The 25508-nt window shown below is 48.8% G+C and carries 27 protein-coding genes; 1 reads left to right on the top strand and 26 read right to left on the bottom strand.

The window, feature by feature from the left end; genetic code table 11:
* Positions 1 to 163: 163 nt before the first annotated feature.
* The 17 genes from recA to EXIG_RS05375 form a co-directional block, all read right to left on the bottom strand.
* The gene (gene recA, locus EXIG_RS05455) at positions 164 to 1207 is read right to left on the bottom strand and encodes a recombinase RecA (protein WP_012369929.1); all 1044 of its coding nucleotides are present in this window, start codon (positions 1205 to 1207) and stop codon (positions 164 to 166) included.
* A gap of 101 nt (positions 1208 to 1308) precedes the next feature.
* Complete coding sequence (locus tag EXIG_RS05450) at positions 1309 to 2553, bottom strand: competence/damage-inducible protein A (RefSeq protein WP_012369928.1); 1245 nt, start codon at positions 2551 to 2553, stop codon at positions 1309 to 1311.
* Between the two features lie 70 nt (positions 2554 to 2623).
* Positions 2624 to 3202 carry a CDP-diacylglycerol--glycerol-3-phosphate 3-phosphatidyltransferase gene (pgsA, locus tag EXIG_RS05445; RefSeq protein WP_012369927.1) on the bottom strand — a complete coding sequence of 193 codons (579 nt, stop codon included), beginning with the start codon at positions 3200 to 3202 and terminating at the stop codon, positions 2624 to 2626.
* A gap of 61 nt (positions 3203 to 3263) precedes the next feature.
* Positions 3264 to 4154 (bottom strand): helix-turn-helix domain-containing protein, encoded by an 891-nt coding sequence (locus EXIG_RS05440; protein ID WP_012369926.1) that lies wholly within the window; start codon positions 4152 to 4154, stop codon positions 3264 to 3266.
* 27 nt (positions 4155 to 4181) lie between these two features.
* A complete protein-coding gene (locus EXIG_RS05435) occupies positions 4182 to 4997 on the bottom strand; it encodes a DUF3388 domain-containing protein (RefSeq protein WP_251135835.1) in 816 nt (271 codons plus the stop codon).
* Between the two features lie 61 nt (positions 4998 to 5058).
* Entirely contained in the window at positions 5059 to 5763 is a 705-nt protein-coding gene (ymfI, locus tag EXIG_RS05430; RefSeq protein WP_012369924.1) for an elongation factor P 5-aminopentanone reductase, read from the bottom strand.
* Between the two features lie 3 nt (positions 5764 to 5766).
* A complete protein-coding gene (gene yfmH / locus EXIG_RS05425) occupies positions 5767 to 7035 on the bottom strand; it encodes an EF-P 5-aminopentanol modification-associated protein YfmH (RefSeq protein ID WP_012369923.1) in 1269 nt (422 codons plus the stop codon).
* Positions 7035 to 8288 carry an EF-P 5-aminopentanol modification-associated protein YfmF gene (gene yfmF / locus EXIG_RS05420; RefSeq protein WP_012369922.1) on the bottom strand — a complete coding sequence of 418 codons (1254 nt, stop codon included), beginning with the start codon at positions 8286 to 8288 and terminating at the stop codon, positions 7035 to 7037. The genes yfmH and yfmF overlap by 1 nt, the downstream gene beginning before the upstream one ends.
* The gene (locus tag EXIG_RS05415; RefSeq protein ID WP_012369921.1) at positions 8285 to 8836 is read right to left on the bottom strand and encodes a cob(I)yrinic acid a,c-diamide adenosyltransferase; all 552 of its coding nucleotides are present in this window, start codon (positions 8834 to 8836) and stop codon (positions 8285 to 8287) included. Before EXIG_RS05415 ends, yfmF begins: the two co-directional genes overlap by 4 nt.
* 31 nt (positions 8837 to 8867) lie before the next feature.
* On the bottom strand, positions 8868 to 10595 hold the full coding sequence (locus EXIG_RS05410; protein ID WP_012369920.1) for a sensor histidine kinase: 1728 nt from the start codon (positions 10593 to 10595) through the stop codon (positions 8868 to 8870).
* A 2-nt stretch (positions 10596 to 10597) separates the two neighbouring features.
* Positions 10598 to 11314: a response regulator transcription factor gene (locus EXIG_RS05405; protein WP_012369919.1), complete on the bottom strand. Its 717-nt coding sequence runs from the start codon at positions 11312 to 11314 to the stop codon at positions 10598 to 10600.
* Positions 11315 to 11502: 188 nt separating this feature from the next.
* Positions 11503 to 12669 carry a c-type cytochrome biogenesis protein CcsB gene (ccsB, locus tag EXIG_RS05400; protein WP_012369918.1) on the bottom strand — a complete coding sequence of 389 codons (1167 nt, stop codon included), beginning with the start codon at positions 12667 to 12669 and terminating at the stop codon, positions 11503 to 11505.
* Complete coding sequence (resB, locus tag EXIG_RS05395; protein ID WP_234944581.1) at positions 12666 to 14207, bottom strand: cytochrome c biogenesis protein ResB; 1542 nt, start codon at positions 14205 to 14207, stop codon at positions 12666 to 12668. The genes ccsB and resB overlap by 4 nt, the downstream gene beginning before the upstream one ends.
* 21 nt (positions 14208 to 14228) lie before the next feature.
* Entirely contained in the window at positions 14229 to 14819 is a 591-nt protein-coding gene (locus tag EXIG_RS05390) for a redoxin domain-containing protein (protein ID WP_012369916.1), read from the bottom strand.
* 126 nt (positions 14820 to 14945) lie between these two features.
* Complete coding sequence (locus EXIG_RS05385; protein WP_012369915.1) at positions 14946 to 15707, bottom strand: pseudouridine synthase; 762 nt, start codon at positions 15705 to 15707, stop codon at positions 14946 to 14948.
* Positions 15707 to 16279 carry an SMC-Scp complex subunit ScpB gene (scpB, locus tag EXIG_RS05380; RefSeq protein ID WP_012369914.1) on the bottom strand — a complete coding sequence of 191 codons (573 nt, stop codon included), beginning with the start codon at positions 16277 to 16279 and terminating at the stop codon, positions 15707 to 15709. The genes EXIG_RS05385 and scpB overlap by 1 nt, the downstream gene beginning before the upstream one ends.
* A complete protein-coding gene (locus EXIG_RS05375; RefSeq protein ID WP_012369913.1) occupies positions 16269 to 17024 on the bottom strand; it encodes a segregation/condensation protein A in 756 nt (251 codons plus the stop codon). The genes scpB and EXIG_RS05375 overlap by 11 nt, the downstream gene beginning before the upstream one ends.
* Before the next feature lie 94 nt (positions 17025 to 17118).
* On the opposite strand from EXIG_RS05375, the gene EXIG_RS05370 reads away from it, so the two are divergent.
* Positions 17119 to 17583: a DUF309 domain-containing protein gene (locus EXIG_RS05370; protein ID WP_012369912.1), complete on the top strand. Its 465-nt coding sequence runs from the start codon at positions 17119 to 17121 to the stop codon at positions 17581 to 17583.
* 32 nt (positions 17584 to 17615) lie between these two features.
* Here the strand turns inward: EXIG_RS05370 and EXIG_RS05365 are convergent, their stop codons facing one another.
* The 9 genes from EXIG_RS05365 to fur form a co-directional block, all read right to left on the bottom strand.
* Positions 17616 to 17942 (bottom strand): GNAT family N-acetyltransferase, encoded by a 327-nt coding sequence (locus EXIG_RS05365; RefSeq protein ID WP_234944580.1) that lies wholly within the window; start codon positions 17940 to 17942, stop codon positions 17616 to 17618.
* 251 nt (positions 17943 to 18193) lie between these two features.
* Positions 18194 to 18721, bottom strand: a complete 528-nt coding sequence (locus EXIG_RS05360) for a type 1 glutamine amidotransferase domain-containing protein (RefSeq protein ID WP_041261530.1) — start codon at positions 18719 to 18721, stop codon at positions 18194 to 18196.
* Positions 18722 to 18818: 97 nt separating this feature from the next.
* Positions 18819 to 19256 (bottom strand): peptidylprolyl isomerase, encoded by a 438-nt coding sequence (locus EXIG_RS05355; RefSeq protein ID WP_012369909.1) that lies wholly within the window; start codon positions 19254 to 19256, stop codon positions 18819 to 18821.
* Positions 19257 to 19360: 104 nt separating this feature from the next.
* Positions 19361 to 20365, bottom strand: a complete 1005-nt coding sequence (locus EXIG_RS05350; RefSeq protein WP_012369908.1) for a S66 family peptidase — start codon at positions 20363 to 20365, stop codon at positions 19361 to 19363.
* A gap of 86 nt (positions 20366 to 20451) precedes the next feature.
* Positions 20452 to 21753: a pyrimidine-nucleoside phosphorylase gene (locus EXIG_RS05345; RefSeq protein WP_012369907.1), complete on the bottom strand. Its 1302-nt coding sequence runs from the start codon at positions 21751 to 21753 to the stop codon at positions 20452 to 20454.
* A 51-nt stretch (positions 21754 to 21804) separates the two neighbouring features.
* Complete coding sequence (locus EXIG_RS05340) at positions 21805 to 22617, bottom strand: purine-nucleoside phosphorylase (RefSeq protein ID WP_012369906.1); 813 nt, start codon at positions 22615 to 22617, stop codon at positions 21805 to 21807.
* Between the two features lie 19 nt (positions 22618 to 22636).
* Positions 22637 to 23809, bottom strand: a complete 1173-nt coding sequence (deoB, locus tag EXIG_RS05335) for a phosphopentomutase (protein ID WP_012369905.1) — start codon at positions 23807 to 23809, stop codon at positions 22637 to 22639.
* Between the two features lie 123 nt (positions 23810 to 23932).
* A complete protein-coding gene (xerD, locus tag EXIG_RS05330) occupies positions 23933 to 24817 on the bottom strand; it encodes a site-specific tyrosine recombinase XerD (RefSeq protein WP_012369904.1) in 885 nt (294 codons plus the stop codon).
* A gap of 125 nt (positions 24818 to 24942) precedes the next feature.
* The gene (gene fur, locus EXIG_RS05325; protein ID WP_012369903.1) at positions 24943 to 25425 is read right to left on the bottom strand and encodes a ferric iron uptake transcriptional regulator; all 483 of its coding nucleotides are present in this window, start codon (positions 25423 to 25425) and stop codon (positions 24943 to 24945) included.
* Positions 25426 to 25508 lie beyond the last annotated feature (83 nt).

Raw genomic sequence — 25508 nt, 5'->3', positions numbered from 1 at the left:
TAGTTCATTTCGGTTATTCATCGAAGCTGTCTAAAAAACGTACATCTATATTGTAAGGATAGCACTCGTTCATTGTCAACGAACGGGCGGGAAAGAATTCCTATGTTTTCCTCTTTTCAACAAAAAAAGAGCAGAATCTGAATCGATTCCACTCTCTTTCGACTTATTCTGCAAACAGATCTTCGTCTTGACCTTCTTCAAAGTCAACCGGTTCTTTCCGGTCGACGAGACCGTGATGTTCACGAATCAATCGTTCGACCTCATCCGCAACATCCGGATGTTCAATCATGTATTGTTTCGCATTTTCACGTCCTTGACCAAGACGCTCTGAATTGTATGAATACCAAGCACCACTTTTTTGGACGATATCGAGATCTGTTCCAAGATCAATCAACTCGCCGAATTTAGAGATTCCTTGTCCGTACATGATGTCGACTTCCGCTTGTTTGAACGGCGGAGCGATCTTGTTTTTAACGACTTTCAGTTTCGTCCGGTTTCCGACGATATCTGTTCCGTTTTTCAGTGCTTCTGCACGACGGACTTCAAGACGGACCGATGAATAGAATTTCAAGGCACGTCCACCTGGAGTCGTTTCCGGGTTACCGAACATGACACCGATTTTTTCACGAATCTGGTTGATGAAGATGACGATTGTTTTGGATTTGTTTGTCGCACCGGACAATTTACGCAACGCCTGACTCATCAAACGAGCCTGGAGACCCATGTGCGAGTCACCCATTTCGCCTTCGATCTCGGCTTTCGGGACAAGTGCCGCTACTGAGTCGACGACGAGGATATCAACAGCACCAGAACGGACTAATGCCTCTGCGATTTCAAGCGCCTGCTCTCCTGTATCCGGTTGTGATAACAGTAATTCGTCAATGTTGACACCGAGTTTGCTGGCATAAGCCGGATCAAGTGCGTGCTCGGCATCGATGAATGCCGCCTGTCCGCCTTGTTTTTGGACTTCAGCAATCGCATGAAGCGAAACTGTCGTTTTACCGGAAGATTCCGGACCATAGACTTCGATTACCCGTCCACGTGGATATCCACCTGCACCGAGTGCTATATCTAATGTGATTGATCCAGAAGAGATTACGGATACTCTCTGATCTGCACTTTCACCTAGTTTCATGATTGAACCTTTACCAAATTGTTTCTCAATCTGACGCAATGCCATTTCAAGTGCTGCTTTACGATCACTCACGTAGCAGGCCTCCTTTTATTTATCTTACTGAGATTATTGTACTTCTTTTGAGACCGAATAACAAGCATTTTACGAACATTTATTCGCATAGTTGAAAGAAATCATTTTTTGTTCATTTCGTCCGCCGGGCTGATATTTTGAAGGAGCATGAAGTAAGCATCCTTGACGGAACGCAATCTAATCATACCACGGTCGAAGGCCGGATACGTCAGTTCAAGTACTTCCGTACCGCCTGAATGTGCTAACGCACAGTAGACCGTTCCGACCGCTTGACCACTGTTACTCGTGGGACCAGCTTCACCGGTCAGGGCGATGGCAAGATCCGTCTGATAGAGTTTGCGTGCTCCTTCCGCCATCGCAACGGCAACGTCCCGGCTGACGGCAGTCTGTTCGTCAAGCAATGTCTGCGGTACTCCGAGGACGTTCACTTTTGCCGCATCTGCGTAGACGACGGCACTGCCGCGGAAGACGGCACTCGCGCCTTGAATGTCGGTCAGACCGCTTGCAAAGGCGCCTCCGGTCAACGACTCCGCTGCTGACAAGGTCAAACCGGCTTCACGGCACCGGTCGAGGACGACTTCGGGTAAACTTGTTTCGCCATAACCGTAAAAATGGCTGCCGACTTCGGCAAGGACTTGTTGTTCCAGCGCATCGAGCATGTCGAGGGCGACTTGTTCGTCAAGCGCCTTCGCCGTCAGACGAAGACGGACTTCTGCCAATTCAGCGTACGGGGCGACGGACGGATTGCGGGCTGTCCGGATGAGATCCGCCAACCGGTCGTTTAATGCCGACTCTCCAATGCCGAAGAAACGTAATGTTCTTGATTTAATCGTTTCCTTGCCTAACAAGTGATCGAAATGGTCGGCAATAATCCGCTTCATTTCCCGGGGGACACCCGGTAACAGGATGTATTGATGATCCGGTGTCTGAACGGACATGCCGGGTGCAAGCCCGGCCTGATTCGTCAGCACATCGGCTTGATCGATTACAAGGGCCTGTTTTCTTTCATTCTCCGTCATTGTACGTCCCCGTGTTTTTAAAAATGCCTCAATCCGGTCGTAAGCCGGCTGATCCACATGAAGCGTCCGGCCGAGCAGTTCCGCTACGACCTCTTTCGTCAAGTCATCTTCCGTCGGTCCAAGTCCTCCGGTAATGACAATCAGTTCCGCCCGCTCCTGAGCCCGCGTAACAACTTCGACCATCCGTTCCCGGTTATCTCCGACGACCGTATGATAATGCACGTCAATACCACATGTCGCAAGCCACTCTGATAAATACTGGGCATTCGTGTTGGCAATTTCCCCTAACAATAATTCACTTCCGACAGCAACGATTTCTGCTTTCATTTTACATCCCCGCTTTCTTGACTATACGAAAAGACTGTTCGGGTTGACGAACAGTCTTGTTTGATCCAATTTACATGGATTTCGTAATTAACTTGATATTTTTTGAGAAATACTCGACTCCTGAATAAATTGTTAAGACCAACGCCAACCACATCGTGATTTCCGCAAAAGGAATGTTCAGTAAGGCAAATCCGATATCATGCAGTAAAAAGGCGATGATGGATGTCAACTGGACCCAGGTCTTCGCTTTGCCGGAATTTCCGGCGGCCAGGACAATCCCCTCGTCTGAAGCGACGAGACGGAGACCTGTCACGGCGAATTCACGGCATAAGATGATGACGACGACCCAAGCGGCGACGAAGTCAAGTTCGACTAAATAGACGAGTGCTGCAGCGACAAGCATCTTGTCGGCGAGTGGATCCATGAATTTACCGAAGTTCGTGACCAGTTTGTTTTTCCGGGCAATATACCCGTCGAGCCAATCGGTGATGGCGGCGACGGAAAAGATCATCGCGGCGACGAAGTGGGAAACCGGCAGTACCGCTCCTAAGACATCCCACTGTCCCCAGTCTGGATTGATGGCTAAGACGGCAACGAACACGGGAATTAGTAACACGCGTAAGACCGTCAATTGATTGGGCAAGTTCATTCTCGTATCCCTCCTTTTCGGGTTATGTATGCCAGCAGGGCTGACATGAAGAAGACACGCCTTATGGCGTGGCTACTTTCTTCAGGTAAATATTTTGAACGAGGAGGGAGCGGTTAAGCTTAAGCTCCTGATTGTTAACGAGAATCCGGTCGATTCCTTTGATGGAACCGATCCGAATCCGAATCACGTCCGTTTTGGCATTTTTGACGACGATTGGATTTGGGTCTGACGCATTGATATGGTCAGGCGCGAGTGCTTGTCCTTCTAAAGACGTGTCCCGTACACCAACAAACGGTGACGGCGAAGCATCTTTTTTGATCCGGATGGATACACTCATTGTACCATCTGCCGGTACTTCATAGGTGATGTCTTGGCCGACTGTCGTTTTGACAGCCAATGGTTTCTTCGTTTCTTTTTTAACAGGTTCTTCTTTTTTCGCCGGTTCTTCTTTCGGCTCTTCTGCTGCCGGTGCATCGGCTTCCTCACTTGGTGCGTCACCTTCGTCAATCGTGACCTCACTTTGTTTCGGCGTCGCCGTTTTTGTTCCGTCACCATCCTGGAATGCCTGGAATCCGTAATACAGGGCAACCCCGATTGCAAAAATCAAAGCAATGATGATGATATTCGGAATCCAACGTTTGGCGACACTTTTCTTCGGTGCCGTTGACTTGGAATACGTAGCCCGGCGAGACAGCTCAACAACAGGTTGTGCTTCCGGTTCCGGGAGGTCACGTTTGTAGGTCGCAAATACTTCGTCGACATCAAGACCAAGTGCTTCTGCATACGTCTTAATGAAGGCACGGGCGTAAAATGCGCCCGGTAATTGTTTGTAATCGCCTTCTTCAATGGCGAGAATATAACGTTTTTGAATTTTTGTCGTGCTTTGAATTTGTTCGAGCGAGATGCCTAACGTTTCCCGCTGCTCCTTTAAGTAGGTTCCGAGCTCAGTCATCGGTAACACACCTTCCATTTTCAATACTTATTCGAAATTGAACCAGTCGTTCCCGCCATGGGCACGAGGTGGTTCGGTGACAATGATTTCTTCTGTCGAGTTGCGTAATTCAATGATGTAATCAAAATCATCCCACGTGTATTCGCTCGATTTAACAAAAGCATCTGGGTGTTCGACGATTTTCGTAGCCGGAAGTCGCATGACTTCACGTAAAATCTGCCAATGCCGTTCGTCGAAATGGCGCTGTGAGACGAGCGCATCGATGATATAAACATAATCGCCTGTCCGTTCATCATCGAACAATGAAGTCCGGACGGTTTGTTTGATTAACGTCGATGAAAGAAATAACCATTTTTTATTGGCACTTACACTCGCCGCTACGATGGATTCGGTTTTCCCAACACGCGGCATGCCGCGAACACCAATCAACAGGTGTCCGTCTTGTTTACAGAGTTCAGCCATGAAATCGACGAGAATCCCTAAATCCTCGCGGACAAAACGAAACGTCTTGATCTCACCGCTGCTGTGGTCGATATAACGACCGTGTCGGATGGCGATCCGGTCACGAAGCTTCGGTTTACGAAGCTTAATCACATCGATAGTCGTCATCGTCTTTAAGATGGCGGCAAGCCGCGGGATTTGATCCGGTTGCTTCGTTTGAAGCAACATGCCCCGACGCTGGTGATCGACACCGTTAATCGTGACAATCGAAATATGTAGCATCCCCATGAGTGACGCGATGTCCCCTAATATCCCGGGACGGTTGACGTTCAGTTCGTACTCCAGATACCACTGTTCGAATTCACTCACGCGCCCAGCCTCCTCTTCAAATCGATTATCCATCCCTCATGTTAAATGATTTTTTGAAAAATGAAAAGCATTCCCCTAAGCAAATTTCACCGGACTACATCCAGCCGCCGTCAATTTTAAGAACGGCACCGTTCATATACGTTGCATCCTGTCCCATTAAATAGGTGATGGCGGATGCGACCTCGTCAACCCGTCCAAAACGACCGGCCGGAATTTCAGCCAATGCCAAGTCCCGGTCTTCCGCCGAAAAGACGGCATTCATCGGGGTCTCGATCCAGCCCGGAGTCACCGCATTCACGCGTCCGTTCATCGCACCGAGCTCTTTGCTGAATGACTTGACGAACCCGAGCTGTGCTGCCTTGCAGGTCGAATAGACGACTTCACCGGCCGCACCAAATTCACCTAACACACTGCTGACGACGACGATCGAAAGTGATGCTGAAAAAGCTTTTCGGCTTGTTAAGGTCTGGGCAATCCGGATCAACGATTCGACATGCAATGTCATCATCGATTCCACCGAGGAACGGGATTGATCGACGAGCAGTCCACTGAAGCTGGTCCCGGCGATATGAACAAATCCTTCTACAGACGGTAAGCCGTCACAAAATGCTGTCAAGTTCTCCCGGTCAGACAGATCGCCTGTGACGATCTCCGTCGTCACAGGCAACTGTCGTATCATCTGTTCGAGCTCATGCTGTTTCCGGTGGGTGTGAAGGATCAAATCGTGTCCTTCAGCCGCCAATCGTAAGACCGTTGCCCAGCCGATTGCTCCGCTGGCTCCCGTAATTAAAATCCGCATCGGTCAAGCGTACGGTTTAACGATTGAAATCGCACGATTTTCAAGCGCAAACAATTCATCGAACCGGGCTTCGATTTCTTCTTTGGTGATCGAGGCAATCAATGTCGGTAACGTAAACAGATTCGTCCCGGCAAGAGCGTGGCGTGAGAATTGATTGGCGATGAATTCCGGCGAGTTCAGCGACCGCAGGAATTTTCCTTGCATCATGTTGCGTTTGCGGACGACTTCCGTTTCCTCGAACTCGGGCCGGACCGCTAATAATTTTTCGTAGGCCGCGATAAAGCGGTCCGGATCTTCCGTTTCCATTCCGAACGTCGCGAACGCAAATTCTTCCTCACTCGAGTAATCGAAGCTGAACGTATCGTCAATCAAGCCGTCTTCATACAGTTCGAGATACGTGGAGGACGTTTGGTCGAACAACAGATGCAACAGCAGTTCACTTGTCAGTTCGCGGCGCAGCTGTTCCTGTCCGCCGAGGGAACTGTCTTTATAACCGATCAGGACTTTTGGTGTCTTGACGTCGAGTTCGAGTTCAACCCGTTTTTTTGCGACTTCTTGCGGTTCCGTACCGTAATCACGTTCGATGGCCGGACGATCCGTATAATCTTTTTTCGCTTGGTTCGCTTTGATCAAGGCCAGCGTCTCGGCCGGATCGATATTCCCGACGACGAACAGGACCATATTCGATGGATGATAGAACGTCCGGTAACACGTATACAGGTCGTCCGCCGTAATTTGATCAATCGATTCCGGAGTACCGGCAATATCGATCCGGACCGGATGTTTCGCGTACATCGATTCAATCAAACCGAAGAATAAACGCCATCCCGGATTATCCTGATACATCTGGATTTCCTGTGTGATGATGCCTTTTTCTTTTTCGACACTCTCTTCCGTGAAATACGGATCCTGGACGAAGTCAATCAGCGTCTCAAGATTTTGTTCAATCAACGAAGTCGCCGAGAACAAATAAGCGGTCCGAGAGAACGATGTGAACGCATTTGCCGAGGCACCGAGGCGCCCGAACTCCTGGAAGACATCCCCTTGCTCCGACTCAAACATCTTGTGCTCAAGGAAATGGGCGATACCGTCCGGGACTTTGACCCATTGGCCATCCTTTTTAAAACGGTTATCGATTGATCCGTAACGCGTCGTAAAAGTCGCATATGTTTTTTCATACCCTTTTTTCTGAAGCAAATACACCGCAAGCCCGTTATCGAGCTGTTCAAAAAATACGGTTTCGTCTGTATCGTGATACGTCAACTGTTCCATTATTCTTCACCTCGCAATAGATAAACTGCCTCGAGTTCAATAGTTGCTGCCAAGCGGACGACATCCTCGCGTGTTGCCGTCTCAATGATGTGAATCTCATCCTCAAGCGTCAATCCGCGCATCTTCGATCCATTTAACCAGCCGATCAATTGTCCCGGCTGATCAAGGATTTGCCGGCGGGCATTGATGAGCATCGCTTTCGTCTGCGTCAGTTCCTCATCCGTGAACTGTCCGGCTTTAAGATCCCTTAATTGTTCGCCGATAATCGTCTCGGCACGTTCCGCCTGTTTCGTTTCAACCCCGGCATAAACGTAAAGCGCACTGTTCAGAGCCGCATACCGTGATGCTGCATAATAGGCGAGACTTTCTTTCTCACGGACATTCATGAACAGTTTCGAATGCGGGAATCCGCCGAACAGACCGTTGACGATTTGCAGCCGAATCGAATCGACGGACGTCGGATCGACACTGACCCGGTAACCTAAATGCAATTTACCTTGTTTGATCGGTTGCGTCTCGGACGAACGTTTGACGCCCGCGACCTGTTTTTGGGCCGGAATATAGTGACTGGCTTTTTCATCATGGGAAGGTAAGAACGACAAGGCATCTTCCATCTCATCTTGCGTGACATGACCGACGACAAAGACATCGATCCGGTCCTGTTCGACCATCGAACGATATGTATCACGTAAGGAAACCGGTGTGATTTGTTCGAGTGCTTCGAGTGTACCGAGTGAGGATAACGATACCGCTTCTCCCGGTGCCATCAGTTCGAGCAACCGTTGCTGGGCAAAACGCATTTTGTCATCGTATAACGAACTGATCCGCAACGCATGCAACCGTTTTTCTTGTTTGACGAATTGTTCCCGGAATCCGCCCTCTGTCAAATCCGGATAAAAAATCATCTGTTCCAGTAAATCGAGCGCTTCCTCGAGCAACGTCTCATGACGTACTAGATCCCCGCGGACGACATCCAACTGGAACGAGATGACGTGTTCTTCCCCGAATTTCGAGGCATCGGCGTACAGACCTGCATCATATAAGGTTTCAAGCGGTTCACGCAACGCTTTCATCGACGGATAGGCCGCTGTCGACTTCTCCATGATATACGGTAACAGAGCACGGCTCGTCAGCGTTTTTTCTTCGAGTGGTGCTGAAAACGTCACGAGGACCGTCGTCGTCTTGAATTTATCGGTCGGAACGAGATGAAAAGTCGTTCCTTGTTTGTTCCACGTTTGAAATGACTGACTCATGCTTCTTCATCCTTTCGTTTAAACACATGGGCACTGCGTAAATATTCGATATCCGCTTTTTCATTGACCGCATTTTCGTAACGGGCCGCCGTAAAGAAGAAATCACTTAGACGGTTGATGAATGGTAACAAATGATGTGCCTGTTCGACATCAATCATCGCCCGTTCGACACGCCGGCAGACCGTCCGCGCCACGTGCAGGCAGGCTGCGGCTTCCGTGCCACCCGGTAAGATGAATTTATCGAGCGGCGGAGACAGTTCCGTCAGACTGTCAATCCAACTTTCCAAATCTTCCGTCGCCGTTAGGCTCAGACGGGATGCTTTCGGTTCAACATACATCAAGTCACTCCCGCAATCGAACAAAACGTGCTGAATGACCGTCAATTGTTCCTTAACCTCGATGGATGTCGCTTTTGTGCGGGCCAGTCCGACAAAACTGTTCAGTTCGTCAAGCTCCCCCATCAGCGTAATCCGGACATCATTTTTTTTGACGCGTCCCCCGACGAGCGACGTGTCTCCCTCATCACCTGATTTAGTATAGATTTTCAATCGACTCACTCCTATAGCGAAAGGAAGCGAATCATAAAGTTCGCTTCCTTTGTTTTTTTGGTAATTGAATTCGGAAAACGGATCCTTTGCCCAGCTCACTTTCGACCTGAACTTCCCCATCATGCGATCGAACGACGTTTGCGACAATCGCAAGACCGATTCCAGTTCCCGTCTTGCCGCGTGTCCGGGCCTTGTCCGCCTTGTAAAAACGGTCAAAGACGAACGGGACATCTTCTTCCGGAATACCGTCCCCTGAATCAATTACAGATAAAGATATAGTTTCCCTATCTTCCGTGATTTCAATCTTGATTTTCCCATCTTCTGTATACCGCAACGCATTTCCAAGCAGGTTCGTCATCACCTGATCCATTTGATCTGGATCAGCTTCAAACTGAACGTCGGGACCGGTTACTTCAAACGAAACCCGCTTTTCAAGCCCCATCTGCTTAAACTTCTTGACCATCCGTTTAGCGAACGGAACGGCATCGATCAGTTCAATCCGCTTTTCCTGATACCCGGCTTCCATCCGTGCCAGATCCAGTAAATCGTTGACAAGACGGGATAGGCGTTGCGACTCGTCATAAATGATTGACGCAAACTCTTTTGTCGCCTCGTCACTTTCCGTCATGCCGTCGACGATCGCTTCCGAATAACCTTGCAGCATGACGAGCGGCGTCCGCAGTTCATGACTAACGTTTGCGACGAAGTCAGCCCGCATCTTCTCCAGTTGCTGGGCTTCCGTCATATCGCGCAGGACAGCAACGGCTCCGATTTGTTCTTCCTGCTCAAGTAGCGGACTGACGATGATAATGTAAAAGCGGCCTTCCCGTTCAAAGGAAACCGTCATTTCTTTTTCTTTACGCATGACCGTCTGGAATAATTCAATCAACTCGTCCGGAACTGGACCACCCGCAAGGAACGCTTCCGCCGGCGGATTGGTCGCCAGTAACTCCCCTGATTCCGAGAAGGTCAAGACACCGTCCGCCATACATCTTAGGATGGACGACAGCAAATGACGTTCCTTATCAAGATCCGTGACATACTGATTGAGTTGACTGCTCATTTCGTTAAATGCCAGCGCCAAATCACCAATTTCATCGCGCGAACGCTGGGTCAGGCTTTGATCAAACTTTCCTTCCCCCGCTTCGACGACCGCCTGGCGAATCGTCCGGAGCGGTGCCGTAATACGGGTCGACAGGAAGAATGCAAAAACGGTCGTTCCGATGATCGCGAGCAACACACACAGCTGAATGATTTGTCGTGCCCCTTCATTCGCCTGTTCGATGTTCGTCAATTGTTCAATCAAATACATCGTCCCGCTACCGCTTTCCGTAATGAACGGAGCACGGTAAGCAAGTGCCGCTTTCCCGTTAAACGTTTCATAGTTCCCAATCGCCGTTTCCCCTTCTTCGCCGTCAACGGCTTTCCAGTTTTGACGTTCGAGCTCCTTGATGATCCGCTTGGCTTTTGCTTCCGAGATATTCGTCTCGACCGTATTGTCCTTCGACGTCGCAATCAAGGTCGCGCCGTAAATATCGGTAATCTCGATCGCGGTCGCCGATCCTTCTTCCAGTCCGCTGTGGGCTTGAAAGACGGTTTCGACCTGCTGACCGAGTTTCGCAAGATGACCGCGTTCCTGTTCGATATGAAACGAATTGAAAAATTCGAGTAATAAAATCGTCAAGGCAATCAAGACGACGGAAACGAGTAATAAAATCGTCCCCCACAATTTAATGACGACGCTCTGTAACCATTTCATCGTCAGGCGGGATTATTCTCGAACTTGTATCCGACACCCCAAACCGTCGTGATCATTTGGGCAGCATTCGGAGACAGACGGTTCAGTTTTTCACGCAGTCGCTTGACATGCGTATCGACCGTCCGTAAATCGCCGAAAAATTCATAGTTCCAGACTTCTTTTAATAACTGTTCCCGCGAAAAGACTTTATCTGTCTGCTTGGCAAGGAAATACAGCAATTCATACTCTTTTGGTGTCAGATTGACTTCCTGCGATTCAACCGTGACGCGGTGGGCATCATTGTCGATCGTCAAGTGCGGGAAGACGATGACATCTTTTGTTTTCGCATCCGTGTGCAGGAATTTCGTAGCACTTGCCCGTCTCAGAATGGCTTTGACGCGGAGCACGACTTCCCGCGGACTGAACGGTTTGACGATATAATCGTCCGCGCCCATTTCAAAACCGTGGACCCGGTTCGTCTCTTCCCCTTTTGCCGTCAGCATGACGATCGGTGTCGCTTTCGTTTTACGCAGTTCTTCACAGACCTGCATGCCATCAAGCTTCGGCATCATCAAATCAAGTAGAATCACATCATATTCTGTTTCAAGTGCCATCTCGAGAGCCGTCTCTCCGTTGTCGGCTTCTTCAATCGTAAAGTTCTCACGTTCGAGATACATTTTTAATAAACGCCGAATCCGTTCTTCATCATCGACGACTAAAATACGCGCTTCTTCTGACATCAGTTGATTCCTCCCATGAACTAATCTGTCTGACTCTATCCTACTACTCTCCTAGTATACTATGAAACAAAAGAAATAGCGTCTCTGACCGCGGAAATCGGTCGCGTCTGCTGAAAAAAGGATGGACAACGGAATTCATCTTCCGTCGTCCATCCTTAAATGATTATTCTACTATTCGGTTTCGTTGCTTACGCGTAAGAGTGAAGTCCGGCAACGACCAAGTTGACGAAGACGAGGTTGAACATGATGACGGCAAATCCGCCGACACATAACCACGCTGATTTTTTACCGATCCAGCCGCGCTGAATCCGCATGTGGAGATAGAAAACGTAAAACAGCATCGTGATCAAAGCCCATACTTCTTTCGGGTCCCAACCCCAGTAACGGCTCCAGGCCATCTGTGCCCAGATCATCGCGAAGATCAATCCACCGAGAATGAAGACCGGCAACCCAATTGCAATCGCACGGTAGCTGATTTCATCCGCCGTCTCAAGATCAATTTTACGGGCAATCGGTTTGAGGCTTTCAGCCAACCGTTTCCGGAGAATGACGAAGCGGAGCAGAATGTACAGAACCAATCCACCGATCAACGACCATAAGACCGTATTGACTTTGTTGGCATTAAGGAAGTTCGGTAATTCAATGACAGCACCTGAGCCGGAAATGATTTTTCCGTTTTCAGGACCGGTCAGAACCGGCATCGTATACTCATGTTGCATCGTCGCTCCGTTTTTCGCGACGTATTCAATCGTCGAGTTCGTTCCGAGTCCGTTGAACAACAATCCGACCAGGATATAACCGACGACACAGACGAGTGAGAACATGACGACTTCAAGCCACGTCCGTGTTTTCGATTCTTTGTTGAAGTCGGTCGCATGGATCAGGTACAACAGTCCGGTCGCAAAGCTGACCGCAAGGATTCCTTCTCCGAGCGCTGCCGTCGTCACGTGGATTTTCAACCAGACACTTTGAAGTGCCGGAATCAACGGTTGGACTTCGTCCGGGAACATCGACGCATAGGCGATGACAAGCAAGGCAACCGGCATCGCCACAAGTCCGAGGACGTTGTTGCGGTAAATACCATAAACGATCAGGAAGCCAAGTACCATCATCATTCCAAAGAATGTCGTGTACTCATATAAATTCGACACCGGTACGTGCCCGGCACCAGCCCAGCGTGTGAAGAAGTAGCCGAGTTGCGCTGCAAATCCGACGATGGCGAGTGAAAAGGCAATTTTCCCTGAACGGCTTGGTCCCTTTTTACCGCTTGTTGCGACGGCAAAGAACCCGGTACTGATCAGATATAAGATAAAAGACGTCAGCAGTAAATTACCGCTTAAACTAAGCAGGTTCATTTCATTTCCCCCTCTTCCCGCAACTTCTGGCGGTCTTCCAGTTGCGGAAGTCCCACTTCAGTCAAGGCGAGATTGACTTCTTTTTGAAGTCCAAGTGCATTTTTATTCGTAAATCCGGCAATGTTAATCTGCCCGTTCCGTTCTTTTAACCAAAGTCTGCGGTGCGGCCAGTACATACCTAGTAACAGCCCGACCATGAAGATCATACCGCCGGCAAACAGGAATGGAAGCGTCAAATCTTTTTTGATCCGGACGCCGGAAATGTTCGACAGTTCTGTACCGGCGAAGCCCATCTTGTATTGGTTCTCATCGCCGCCGACATTCAGTTTAATCCCGATCAGACTGCGCTCACCTTTCGGATGTTCCGGTGATTTGATCGTAAAGACAAATGCCGGATTGACCGGACGCGACGAGTTCGTCGTCGGTTTTCCGTCTTTAACGACAAAGTCCGGCAGGAAGTCTTTTAGTTCGACATCATACCCGTTCTTTAATTTGTAAGTTTCCTGCGGGTTACGCAAGTCGACTTTAATCGTATCGACGACTTTGCCTGTTTTTTGATTCTCGATATTAAAGGACATCGTCTTGAACTCCGGATCCGCTGCATATTGTTCCTGGAAAACTTGATAGTTTCCGAACTCGAACGGCTGGTTGACGGCGGTCTCACCGGATTTAACTTTTTCAAGTTTCGGTTTGAAGTCTTCCGTCATTCCGGTTTTTTTATACAACGTCATCTGGGTATCATAGTTTTTCGGAACACTTCCGCCGGCGCGTTTCAACGCTTCTCTGAATTTCTCAGGCTCTTTTGCCGGATCGTAAAACTCAATGTTAAACGAGTTGTTTTCGAGATAATACTTGTTGTCCGTCGCTTCGACCGGCAGCGTTTCGCCTTCACGAATCCACATCAGCTCGTCTTCGTGCATCCCGGGAACAATCCGTAGCATCGCTCCACCAAAGAACAAGACAAGCCCGATATGATTGATGTATGGACCCCAGCGGCCGAAACGTTGTTTCTCCGCAAGCAGTGCGCCGTCTTGTCGGCGGATCTTATACCCTTTTTTCTTCAGCAACGGTTCAATGGCATCAATCTGTTTAACCGTCCCAGTCGCTTCAGCGCCAAATCGCTGACCGCCCATAAAACGGTCGGACTGGATGACCGGTTGTTTCTTCAGCGCGCGATACAGCGGGAAGAAACGGTCGATCGATACGATGATGATGGATAACAGTAATAATGTGATTAAGCCGATATACCACCAGGATTCAAATAAATTATGGAAACCGAGGGCATAATAAATTTCACCGGCCGTTCCATATTCCTTCCCGTAAAACTCTTCCGGCGGAACTGCTTGCGGAATGTACATTTCCTGCGGGAAGATGGTTCCGACGCCGCTTGCGATGATGATTAAGCCGATCAGCCATAAGCCGACTTTGACGGATGAAAAGAACGTCCATGTCCGGTCGATCCACGATTGATTTTTTCGTTTTGAACGAAGCTCGGCTTCCTCATAACGCATATCCAGTTGCTTATACTCCTGCTGCATCATAAATTCCCCCTCGATGCGTTACTCGTTTGCTTTTTTAATCATTTCTTCTAACTTCGCCTGGTCAATCTCACCTTCATACTTTTCAACGACCTTACCTTCTTTGTTGATGATGAATGTCACCGGCAGGTTGTAGATTCCGTATGCTTTCTCAACGGCACTGTTCGTGTCCATCAAGACCGGATAATCGGTTCCCCCGATTTCCTTGATGAAACTCGATACGCGGACCGGCGTCTCACCGACGTTGACGGCTGCAAAATTAACACCTTCTTTTTGCATCATCTTGTAGTTGTCGTTGATCAACGGCATTTCTTTTTTACACGGTTCACAGAATGTACCCCAAAAATTGAGTAAAAGTCCTTTGCCTTTGTACTCGTCCATCGTATGTTGTTTTTCTCCATACAAATCAACAAGTGCAAATTCCGGCGCATCATCTCCGGCCAGGACTCGACCGTCCTTATCGCGTGTCGCCTGATCGACAAACTGCATGATGACGACCGCACCGGCGAATAATACCATCGTCATGATCATTAACCGCCAAAATGAACGTTTTTTCTTCTTTTGCTTCGCGGCTGCTAGCCGCTCATCCGGGTTCTGATTCGTTTTTTTCATGTTGCACCGCCTCCAACCATATTGTACTTGAAATCGCTTAATTGTTGACAGAATGTGAAATACGTTAATCGTTTTGTCACAAACAAAGAAAACTCAACCCGCAGGCTGAGCTTCTCGCTTTACAAATTAACGTTTTTTTGTGTTCTTACGTCTTTTCGTAGGGGCAGCTACCGGATCCGCCAGCTCACGCAATTGATTGACTTCTTTTTTCGAAAGTTCACGCCAGTCGCCTGATGTTAATCCAGCAAGCGTCAGGAAACCAAACTGTTCCCGCTTCAACTTAATGACCTCTGCGCCGAGTGTTTCGACCATTTGTCGGACTTGGCGGTTATGGCCTTCATAGATGACCATTTCTAAAATTGCCGTATTCTTTTTCTTATCGATATCACGCATCTCGACGCGTGCTTTACCGGTTTTGAATCCGTCCGGTAAGACAACACCTTTTTCGAGACCTTTGACATGATAGTAATCCGGCACGCCTTTGATTTTGACGATATAACGTTTCGGTACTTTGTATTTCGGGTGAAGCAAGAGATTCGAAAACTCACCGTCGTTCGTCAGGAGCAGCAAACCGCTTGTGTTGTAATCGAGACGGCCGACCGGGAATACACGGTGACCCGGTGGGACGAGATCAACGACCGTTTTACGGCCTTTGTCATCTTCCACCGTCGAAACGACACCTGTTGGTTTATACAGCATGTAGTAGACGTGTTCTTCCCGTTCGAGTTTGACGCCGTCGACTTCAACTTCCGCACGTCCGCCGACTTTTGTCCCAAGTTCCGTGATGACTTTCCCGTTGACTTTGACGCGTCCTTCTGTGATCAGTTCTTCTGCCTTGCGTCGCGATGCGACACCGGCTTGGGCAATAATTTTTTGTAGACGTTCCATTAATTTATTCTCTCCTCTAATGACGGTTCATTCCGGAAAAACAAATCCCCATCCGCTTCGAGTGTTTCTTCAAACTCGAGCGGCGGCAACTCTTCGATACTGTTCAGTCCGAAGTGATCCAAAAAATGATCCGTCGTTTTATACAATTTAGCACGCCCGACGCCTTTCGCGCGTCCGGCTTCATCAATTAATCCTTTTGCACTTAACGTGTGGATGACACGCTCCGTCTTGACACCGCGAATGACTTCGATGTCCGCCCGGGTAACCGGCTGTTTATAGGCGATGATGACGAGTGTTTCCATCGCTGCGCGTGACAGGCTGTCTTCTGCAAGCGATCCAGCATATGCCTGCACATACGGCGACATCTCTTTGCGGGTGACCATTTTGAACACACCACCGGATTCGACGATTTGCAACACCCGTTCCTCCGCTTCAAATGTCGTCTGGAGTGCATGTAACTGTTCCCGTGCCGCTGCCTCACTGATTTCAAGAACTTGACTCAGACCACGCGGATCGATTCCATCGTCTCCGACGACGAATAATAAACTTTCAATGATTCGCTCATACGCCAATCTGATTCTCCTCCTTCACTAAGGCACGCAACAGGATATCGTCGCTCATTTGCTCACAGGCGACGACACATTGTTTGACAAGTTCAAGTACAGCCAGGAAACTAACGACCAATTCTTCGACGGTCGGTTGTTCCGTGAAGAAACCAAAAAATGTCGTCCCTTCATTGGCAAAAACATATTCCGAAACATGAATCATCTGTTGTTCAAGCGTCCGTTCTTCCCGTTTAACGGTTTTCGAACGCCGTACTTTCCAGGCGACGCGTTGACGCATTTTCTCATAGGCACGCAACAAGTCGCTAAAAGACAAGTTCCCGCTAAAATCTTGATTGTCCGGATCGAGATACGTCATCAAGTCTTCCGGCTGTTTTGAAAACAGTTCCAGCCGTGCTTCTTCCTTTTCTTTTAAAACAAGCGCCGCTTCTTTGTATGCTTTATATTCAATCAGTTGCTGAATCAACCCTTCACGTGTCGGATCCTCTTCAAAATCCGGAACGTCTTCGAAATCCGTCTGTTCGACAGGTAACAGTTGTTTACTTTTTAATTGCAGGAGCGTCGCTGCCATGACCAGATATTCACTCGCCACATCAAGTTCGAGATGTTGCATGGCCCGGATATAGGACACATACTGATCCGTCACGATCGAAACGGAAATGTCATACAAATCAATCTCCAGCTTACCAATCAAATGCAACAACAAATCCAACGGGCCTTCAAACGCATCCATCTTTACACTGTATGATTCCATGATTCTCCCTGCCCATCAACGTTTTTTGCGCCTTAGTATACCACACATCACCTGATTTCGACTATGCTATATTAAAAGGAAAGGAGATCAATCCATGCATCCGATTGAACAATTTGCATTTGAATTCAATGTCCAACAAGACTATTTCGAATGCCACGAAGTACTCGAAGAACTGTGGCAGGCCGGTCAACGACAAGATGAATCCCTCGTCGCATTGATTCAGCTCGCCGTCGCCCGCTACCATCATCGCCGGGGAAATGTATCCGGGGCGATGCGGACCTATCCGAAAGCTTTCCGAAAACTCGAACGCCATGCCGGATCACTCGCCGGTCAAGGAATCGATATCCCACGCCTGCTCGCTTTACAACCATTGTTCATGCAACCCGACTATACGCATATTCCGTTGCCGCTCGCAGATGGTCTCGAACAACGGGTCAACAGTCTCCCGATTGAACCGGTGCAGGATTTATCGTTCTTGCGGCATAAACATCTGTTGCGCGACCGTCAGGATGTCATCACGGCACGACAGACGGCTCTTGCGGCACGCCAAAAAAAATGAAAAACCGGTCCGTAACTTACATGGACCGGTTTTTATTGATTTTTCCACTTTTCAACAAGTCGACTCGTTTCGTCCGTTGCACCCGTAATTTCCATCCGCAGCATTTTTTCGGCTGCATCCAGTAAGATATACGACATCCGTTCTCCGCGGAACGATGGCGACAAGGCGATATGTTTCAATTCAGCGTGGCCATCCACTAATTGAAATCCGATAATGCCGATAAAATCTTCATCCTGCTTATAGAGATACAACTGTTGATTTTCATCTTGTTCATAGGTTTGAACCGTTTCAAGCAAATACTTCGGATCCTTCACTTCACACGAAAAAGCGATTAACCCCATCGCGGTCCGTTCATTCAACTTTTTATATTTTACTAGCATCTGATTCTACACCTTCCTAGTTTCAACAACTCTCAGGAACATGATCAACTGAGACTTGTTTATTCTACACCTTCTCGGCTCGAATTGCTTCATTTTTCGTGAAATCAAGTAAAAAGACGGCTTGATCCATTTGAAATCCCACCGTCTTTCCCTTACTTCGCAAACGCGACCCCCCTGTCACGAAACAGGGAGGTGGGCTCTGACATTATGCGCTTTTACCGACTGTCTGATTACTTCGATCCTTCGAGGACGCGGATGAATTCCCGCATGTAATCTGGCAAATCGGGCGGACGGCGGCTCGAGATAATATGTCCGTCGACGACGACGGGTTCATCATGCCACGTTGCGCCGGCATTCGTCATATCGTCCTTGATTCCCGGTGTGCTTGTGACGTTGATGCCTTTTAAGACACCGGCTGAAATCAAGACCCATCCGGCATGACAGATTTGACCGATCGGCTGTTTCGTTTCGTTAAAATGACGGACCATCGTGAGGACCGAGTCAAACCGGCGCAGTAAATCCGGTGACCAGCCGCCCGGAACAAGAATCGCATCGTAATCGGCCGGATTGATTTCGTCAAACGTTTTATCCGACACAATCGGAACACCGTATTTTCCGATGTATTTTTCACCGGCTTTCTCGCCGACAATGTCGACCGTCGCCCCTTCTTCGCGTAACCGGTGGACCGGGTACCACAGTTCTAAATCCTCAAAGTCGTTACTGACGAGTTGAATAATCTTTTTTCCTGCTAACCGCATCATAAATCGCTCCTTCATTTTTCAGTTCTTGTTGTCAATTCCCGTATTGGGCGAAAAAAAAACTTCCCTTCTTTAATCAAAGAAGGGAAGAAATCACTTACGCTTCAACGCGAATTTCTTTAATGCCAGCGCCTTGTTTCATTTTTGTCGCATGTTCAAGACCTGATGTCACTTGTCCGAAGACTGTGTGAACGCCGTCGAGATGCGGTTGCGGCTCGTGAACGACGAAGAATTGGCTTGACCCTGTGTTACGACCTGCGTGCGCCATTGAAAGCGAACCGGCTTTATGCTTGTGCGGGTAAGATGTTGATGTTTCACACGGAATTGTTTTACCTGATCCGCCTGTACCGTTTCCGATCGGGCATCCGCCTTGTGAGACGAAACCAGGAATGACACGGTGGAAGTTCAATCCATCGTAGAAGTTCGAGTTCGCAAGGTTCTCGAAGTTTTCTGTTGTGATCGGTGCATCGTCGTTAAACAATTCGAACTCAATTTTATTACCGTCTTCCAGTAAGATATATCCTGTTTTTTGCATGTGTATACCAACCTTTCGCGCTTTTCAGCTGTGGTGTTCGCCGCGGCATCCGCGGCTCCGTTACCTAGTGTATCAAATCTTCGTAAAAAACGCAGGTTTTTTACTCACTTCACTGCGGATTCGAGAATTTCAATCACGACACTTTCACCCGCACTGACCGCTGCCTGAATCCCGTTCGGTAACGGGAAGACCGGATCGGTATGCCCGAAGTCCGCATTAAGCACAATCGGGAAGTCATAACCGCGGGTCGCCCGCAACAGAATGTCCTTCAGCGGGAATTCCGGATCAAACTCGACTTTACTGTGAAAACGTCCGACGACGATCCCAGAAATCTTGTCATACGCTCCGAGATGACGGAGTTGCGTAAAGTACCGGTCAATCGTCTCCGGCGTTTCACTTTCGTCGTCTTCAAGCATCAGAACCGCCCCGTCAAGCGACGGCATGTACGGTGTCCCGGCAAGCAGCAGCAGTGTCCCGAGATTGCCGGCAACGATTGGTCCCGTCCCTTCACCTGTACGGGCAACGACATAGCCGTCATTCGCGACGTGTGTTCGTCTCCGGTCATCATTGACGTCCCAACGCAGACCTTCATCCGTCCATTCATCCGACGCTTCGATTGGACCGATCGGATCCGTCTGCATCAACGTTCTTTCAAACCATTCTTTTGTATAGTCATCGAGACCATGCAGTTGGCCAAATTGCGGTAAAATCGCCGGTCCGACAAATGTCGTCAAACCGGTTTTCGTCTGGATGCCGGACAACAGAGCCGTAATATCGCTGTATCCCATAAAAATTTTCGGATTAGCTCGAATCAAATCGTAATCGAGTTCATCAAGCAGTTGATGCGAGTTGAAGCCGCCGATGGTCGCAAAAATCGCTTTGACATCCGGATTTTTGAATGCCATATGCAGGTCTTGAAGCCGTTCCCCGATCGTACCCGCCGTATGACTGTGAACCGCTGTCGCATTCGGCATTAAAAGGACCTTAAAACCCATCCGTTCCAGTGTTTCAATCCCCCGTTGCAGACGACGCGGTACATAAGCTGCGACCGCAGAAGCCGGCGAAACAATCGCAATCGTATCGCCGACTTTTAATTGAGCTGGTTTCATCTGTGTTCCCCCCTTACATTCTTCATTTCACTATAACAAAAAACAACCGACTGGGAAAGAAACCCAGACGGTTGTAAGAAAAAACCTTATTGAATGACAGCGTGGACAAGCGGACGTGCTTCCGGTTTTGTCTCGCTGATGTGATACGCGTGATCCATTTTCTCGATGGCTTGATCGAGTGTTTCTTTGTTCGAACGGAGTGTCGCGATGACATCACCGACTTCGACTTTATCGCCGACTTTTTTGAACAGGGTAACACTTGCTGCGTGATCGATGACATCGGTCTTCGTTGCACGACCGGCACCGAGGATCATGGCTGCGACACCGACTTCATCCGCGATGATTTCCGAAACGTATCCTGCTTTCGATGCGACGAAATCTTTTTCGAATTTCGTTTCGAGTGCTTTTGTCATATCGTCGACGAGTGACGCATCGCCGCCTTGTGCCGCGATGAATTTCTTGAATACGTCAAGTGCTGCTCCGTTCGCGAGACGTGTCTCGAGATCCGCGTACGCTTCGTCAAACGTCGGGTAGAACTCCCCGAGGACTGCCATGTGTGACGCAATCGTCAAGGCGATGACTTTCAAGTCACGGACATCTTTTCCTTGCAGGACTTCAATCGCTTCCTTGACTTCGTTCGCATTTCCGATTTCATTTCCGAGCGGCTGATCCATGTCCGTAATGACGGCAATCGTCTTCCGGTTCACACTTTTACCGATCGACACCATTTCTGTCGCGAGTGCTTTCGCGTCTTCAAATGATTTCATGAACGCGCCTGAACCTGTTTTCACGTCGAGGACGATACTGTCAGCACCGGCTGCGATTTTTTTCGACATGATTGAGCTTGCAATCAACGGAATCGAGTTGACCGTTGCTGTCACATCACGTAATGCGTAGAGTTTTTTGTCGGCAGGTGTCAGGTTGCCTGTCTGACCGATGATGGCCATCTTGATGTCGTTGACTTGAGAAACGAATGCTTCTTCCGACAATTCCACATCAAATCCAGGGAACGCTTCGAGCTTGTCGATCGTTCCGCCTGTGTGACCAAGACCGCGTCCGCTCATTTTCGCGACAGGAATTCCGATTGACGCGACGAGTGGTGCAACGATCAGACTGATTTTATCGCCGACGCCGCCTGTTGAGTGTTTGTCGACTTTTTTACCGTGGATACGGGACAAGTCGATGACGTCACCCGACTCGACCATCGCCATCGTTAAATCCGCGATTTCACGGTCTGACATGCCTTGATAGAAAATCGCCATCGACATTGCTGACATCTGATAATCTGGAATATCGCCGTTCGTGAAGCCTTCAACCATTGCTTTAATATCAGCAGTCTGTAATTCGCCGCCGTCTCGTTTTGTTGCAATCAAATCTACCATACGCATAATAAGTTCCTCCTCATGGGGTCGTTCGTATTTTTCATCAGTTTTTGATGCTTACATTTTTTTAATCGAACCACGGACAAGTGACAGGAAGTGGGCGCGGACGCGTTCCGTCGTCTCGATGACTTCATCGTGATGAAGCGGTTGATCGAGAATTCCGGCTGCCATGTTCGAAACGCACGAAATTCCGAGCACGCGCATATCTGAGTGACGGGCCACGATGACTTCAGGGACTGTCGACATCCCGACGACGTCTCCGCCGAGTAAACGGGCAAGTTTCACTTCTGCCGGTGTTTCGTATGTCGGACCTGTATTGCCGAAGTAGACGCCTTGACGGACGTTGATGCCGAGTTCGTCAGCCGTTTCCTGTGCAAGACGCAGCAATTCCGCGTCATACGGTTTTGACATATCCGGGAAACGCGGACCCATCTCATCGACATTTTTGCCGATCAGCGGGTTTGTCCCGAAGAAGTTGATGTGATCCGTGATCAACATCAGATCCCCCGGCTCAAATGCTTCGTTACAAGCACCGGCTGCGTTTGTGACGATCAGTGTTTCGACACCGATTGCTTTCATGACTCGGACCGGGAATGTCACCATCTCCATCGAGTAGCCTTCATAGAAGTGGAAACGTCCTTGCATCGCAACAACCTGTTTGCCTTCCAGCGTACCGAAGACGAGTTGTCCGGCATGGCCTTCCACTGTCGAGACCGGGAAGTTCGGGATATCACTGTATGGAATCGCAATCGGATTTTCGATGTCGTCAGCGAGGACACCGAGTCCAGAACCGAGAATCAAACCGATTTCTGGTTTCGCCTGCATTTTGCTTTCTAAATACGTACGTGTTTCATTCCAGTTGACTGTCATCTGAATCGCTCCCTTAAAATTAAAGTTCTGACAAGAAACTCTTTCCGTGTGCCGGCATCTTCACGTTGAAGTTATCGGCAACCGTCGCTCCGAGATCGGCAAACGTTGAACGGATACCGAGATCTTTCGCAGCTCCGCTTTTCGAATAGACCAACAGCGGGACGTATTCACGCGTATGATCAGTTCCAGGATGGACCGGATCATTTCCGTGGTCTGCCGTGATGATCAACAGATCATCCTCTTGCAGGCGTTCAAAGACTTCCAGCAAGCGGGCATCGAATTCTTCCAGCGCCTGACCGTATCCTTGAGGATCACGACGGTGACCGAACAACGCATCGAAATCGACGAGGTTCAGGAAGCAGAGTCCTGTAAAGTCACGATCGAGTTGCTTCACGAGTTGATCCATACCGTCCATGTTTGATTTTGTCCGAATCGCGTCTGTCACACCCTCACCATCGAAGATATCCGCAATTTTACCGAGCGAGATGACATCGAGTCCGGCTGTTTCCAGTTCGTTCATGACAGTCCGGTCAAACGGTTTCAGCGCATAGTCGTGACGGTTCGACGTCCGGACCCATGCTCCTTGCTCGCCGAGGAACGGACGGGCGATGATCCGGCCGAGCATGTAAGGGTCGTCGCGGGTAATATCACGTGCATATTCACAAATCCGGTACAGTTCTTCGAGCGGCACGACTTCTTCGTGTGCAGCGATTTGCAGAACCGAGTCAGCAGATGTATAGACGATCAATGCGCCGGTATCGACGTGTTCCTGTCCGAGTTCATCGAGGATTTCTGTTCCGGATGCCGGTTTGTTCCCGATGATTTTCCGTCCCGAGAATGTTTCCAGGCGACCAATCAAATCTTCCGGGAATTTCTCAAACACGCGGAACGGCGTATCAATCCGCAAACCCATGATTTCCCAGTGGCCTGTCATCGTATCTTTACCGGCCGAGACTTCTTCCATCTTCCCGAAAGAAGCAATCGGTGCAGCATCTGCAGATACACCTTGAACCGGTTCGATATGCGACAAACCAAGCTGAGCGAGATGCGGCATATTCAGACCATTCCGCTGTTCTGCGATATGTCCCAGTGTATGCGCACCAAGATCACCGAATTGTTCTGCATCCGGTGCTTCTCCGATTCCTACAGAATCCATGACGACTAAAAATACACGTTTGAATGATTGAGCCATATTAAAATTCCTCCTATATGCTTATTGCTTATTACTAAAATAAATCCCGTTTGAATTTTCCCGTAAACGGACTAGACAAAACACCCTATTTGTCTGAAGTCAGACCTTTTGATGTTAAAACCATCACGCACGTGGATGATGGTTCTTATAGACATCATGTAATCTGGCTTTATTGACATGGGTATACATTTGCGTCGTCGATAAATCGGCATGTCCCAACATTTCCTGAACGACACGTAAATCGGCTCCGTTCTCGAGAAGGTGGGTCGCAAACGAATGACGCAAGACGTGGGGCGTGATGTCTTTTTCAATTCCCGCTTCTTTCGCCCGGCGTTTGATCATCTTCCAGAAACCCTGACGCGATAACCGATCGCCGCGACTGTTGAGGAACACATAATCCGTTTGCCGTCCTCCGAGACTGTTCCGGGCCAGCTCAAGATAAACCGAGACGCTGTCGATCGCCGTCTGACTGATCGGAATAATCCGGGTTTTGTTACCCTTTCCAAGACAGGACAAGTAACCGAGTTCAAGTTGCAAATCACTCAGCGTCAGTTGTAACAATTCACTGACACGCATACCGGTTCCGTACAGCAATTCAAGCATCGCTGCATCCCGCCGGACGAGCGGATCATTGCCGACGACCGAATCAAGCAGACGGACGATATCGGTTTGACTCCAAACCACCGGCAGTTTTTTATCCGGTTTCGGCAAGTCAAGATGACGTGACGGATCATGCCGGACGATTTGACGTTCCACTAAAAACTGATGGAACGATCGGATCGAGCTCGTCGACCGCCGGACCGTCGCTCGTGATTTTTGTGCCTGTAACAGGGATTCAATATGAAGGACGATGTGGTGGCGTGTGACTTCTTCCGCGGACGAAATCCCCTGCTGTTCAAGCGTCGTCAAATACTGGTTTAAATCATTTCGATAGGCAGCTGCCGTGTTCGCCGACATCTGCCGCTCAATCACTAAATAGTCGATAAAAGTCTCCAGTTGTTGCCTCACTGAACTCATCCTCTATCATTAAGAAATCGCTTACTTTCCTATCATATCAAAGGTGTAAACCGTTGTGAAGAGGTCTGACCTATATTTCTCAAAAAGAAAAACCGCCCTCTTTTAGATGAGGACAGTCAGACGGTTTGTATTTGTGATTGCTCCAGTGCTTCACGTGCATGCCGCTCCTGGCATACCCGGCATACACCATGGAACGTCAAACGGTGATCCTTGATTTTAAATTGGAAACGCGTGACGATTTCTTTTTCGACTTCTTCTAACATATCATCCAAAATTTCCTCGACGGATCCGCATTCGATACAGACGAGATGATGATGCGAGTGACTCGCACCTTCCTGCCGTAAATCAAATCGGGATACGCCGTCTCCGAAGTTGACTTTATCAACGACTTCAAGCTCCGTTAATAATTCAAGTGTCCGGTAGACCGTTGCAAGTCCGATGTCTGAGTTTTTTTCTTTGACCAATAAAAAGACATTTTCCGCACTTAAATGGTCCGACTCATGTTCCAGTAAGATCCGTACGGTCGCTTCACGTTGGGGAGTCAGCTTATATCCTTTACCGCTCAGCTGTTTTTTAATGCGTTCAACACGACTTTCCATCATAGCGCCCCCTTTGGTCGAAACTGATGGTTTTATCATAGCCGATAATCTGTGGTTTTTCAAATTAAAATGATTATCAACTG

Source organism: Exiguobacterium artemiae 255-15, from assembly GCF_000019905.1.
GTDB lineage: Bacteria > Bacillota > Bacilli > Exiguobacteriales > Exiguobacteriaceae > Exiguobacterium_A > Exiguobacterium_A artemiae.
Note: the sequence above shows the minus strand (reverse complement) of the source record. Positions and strands in the feature narration are given on the sequence as shown.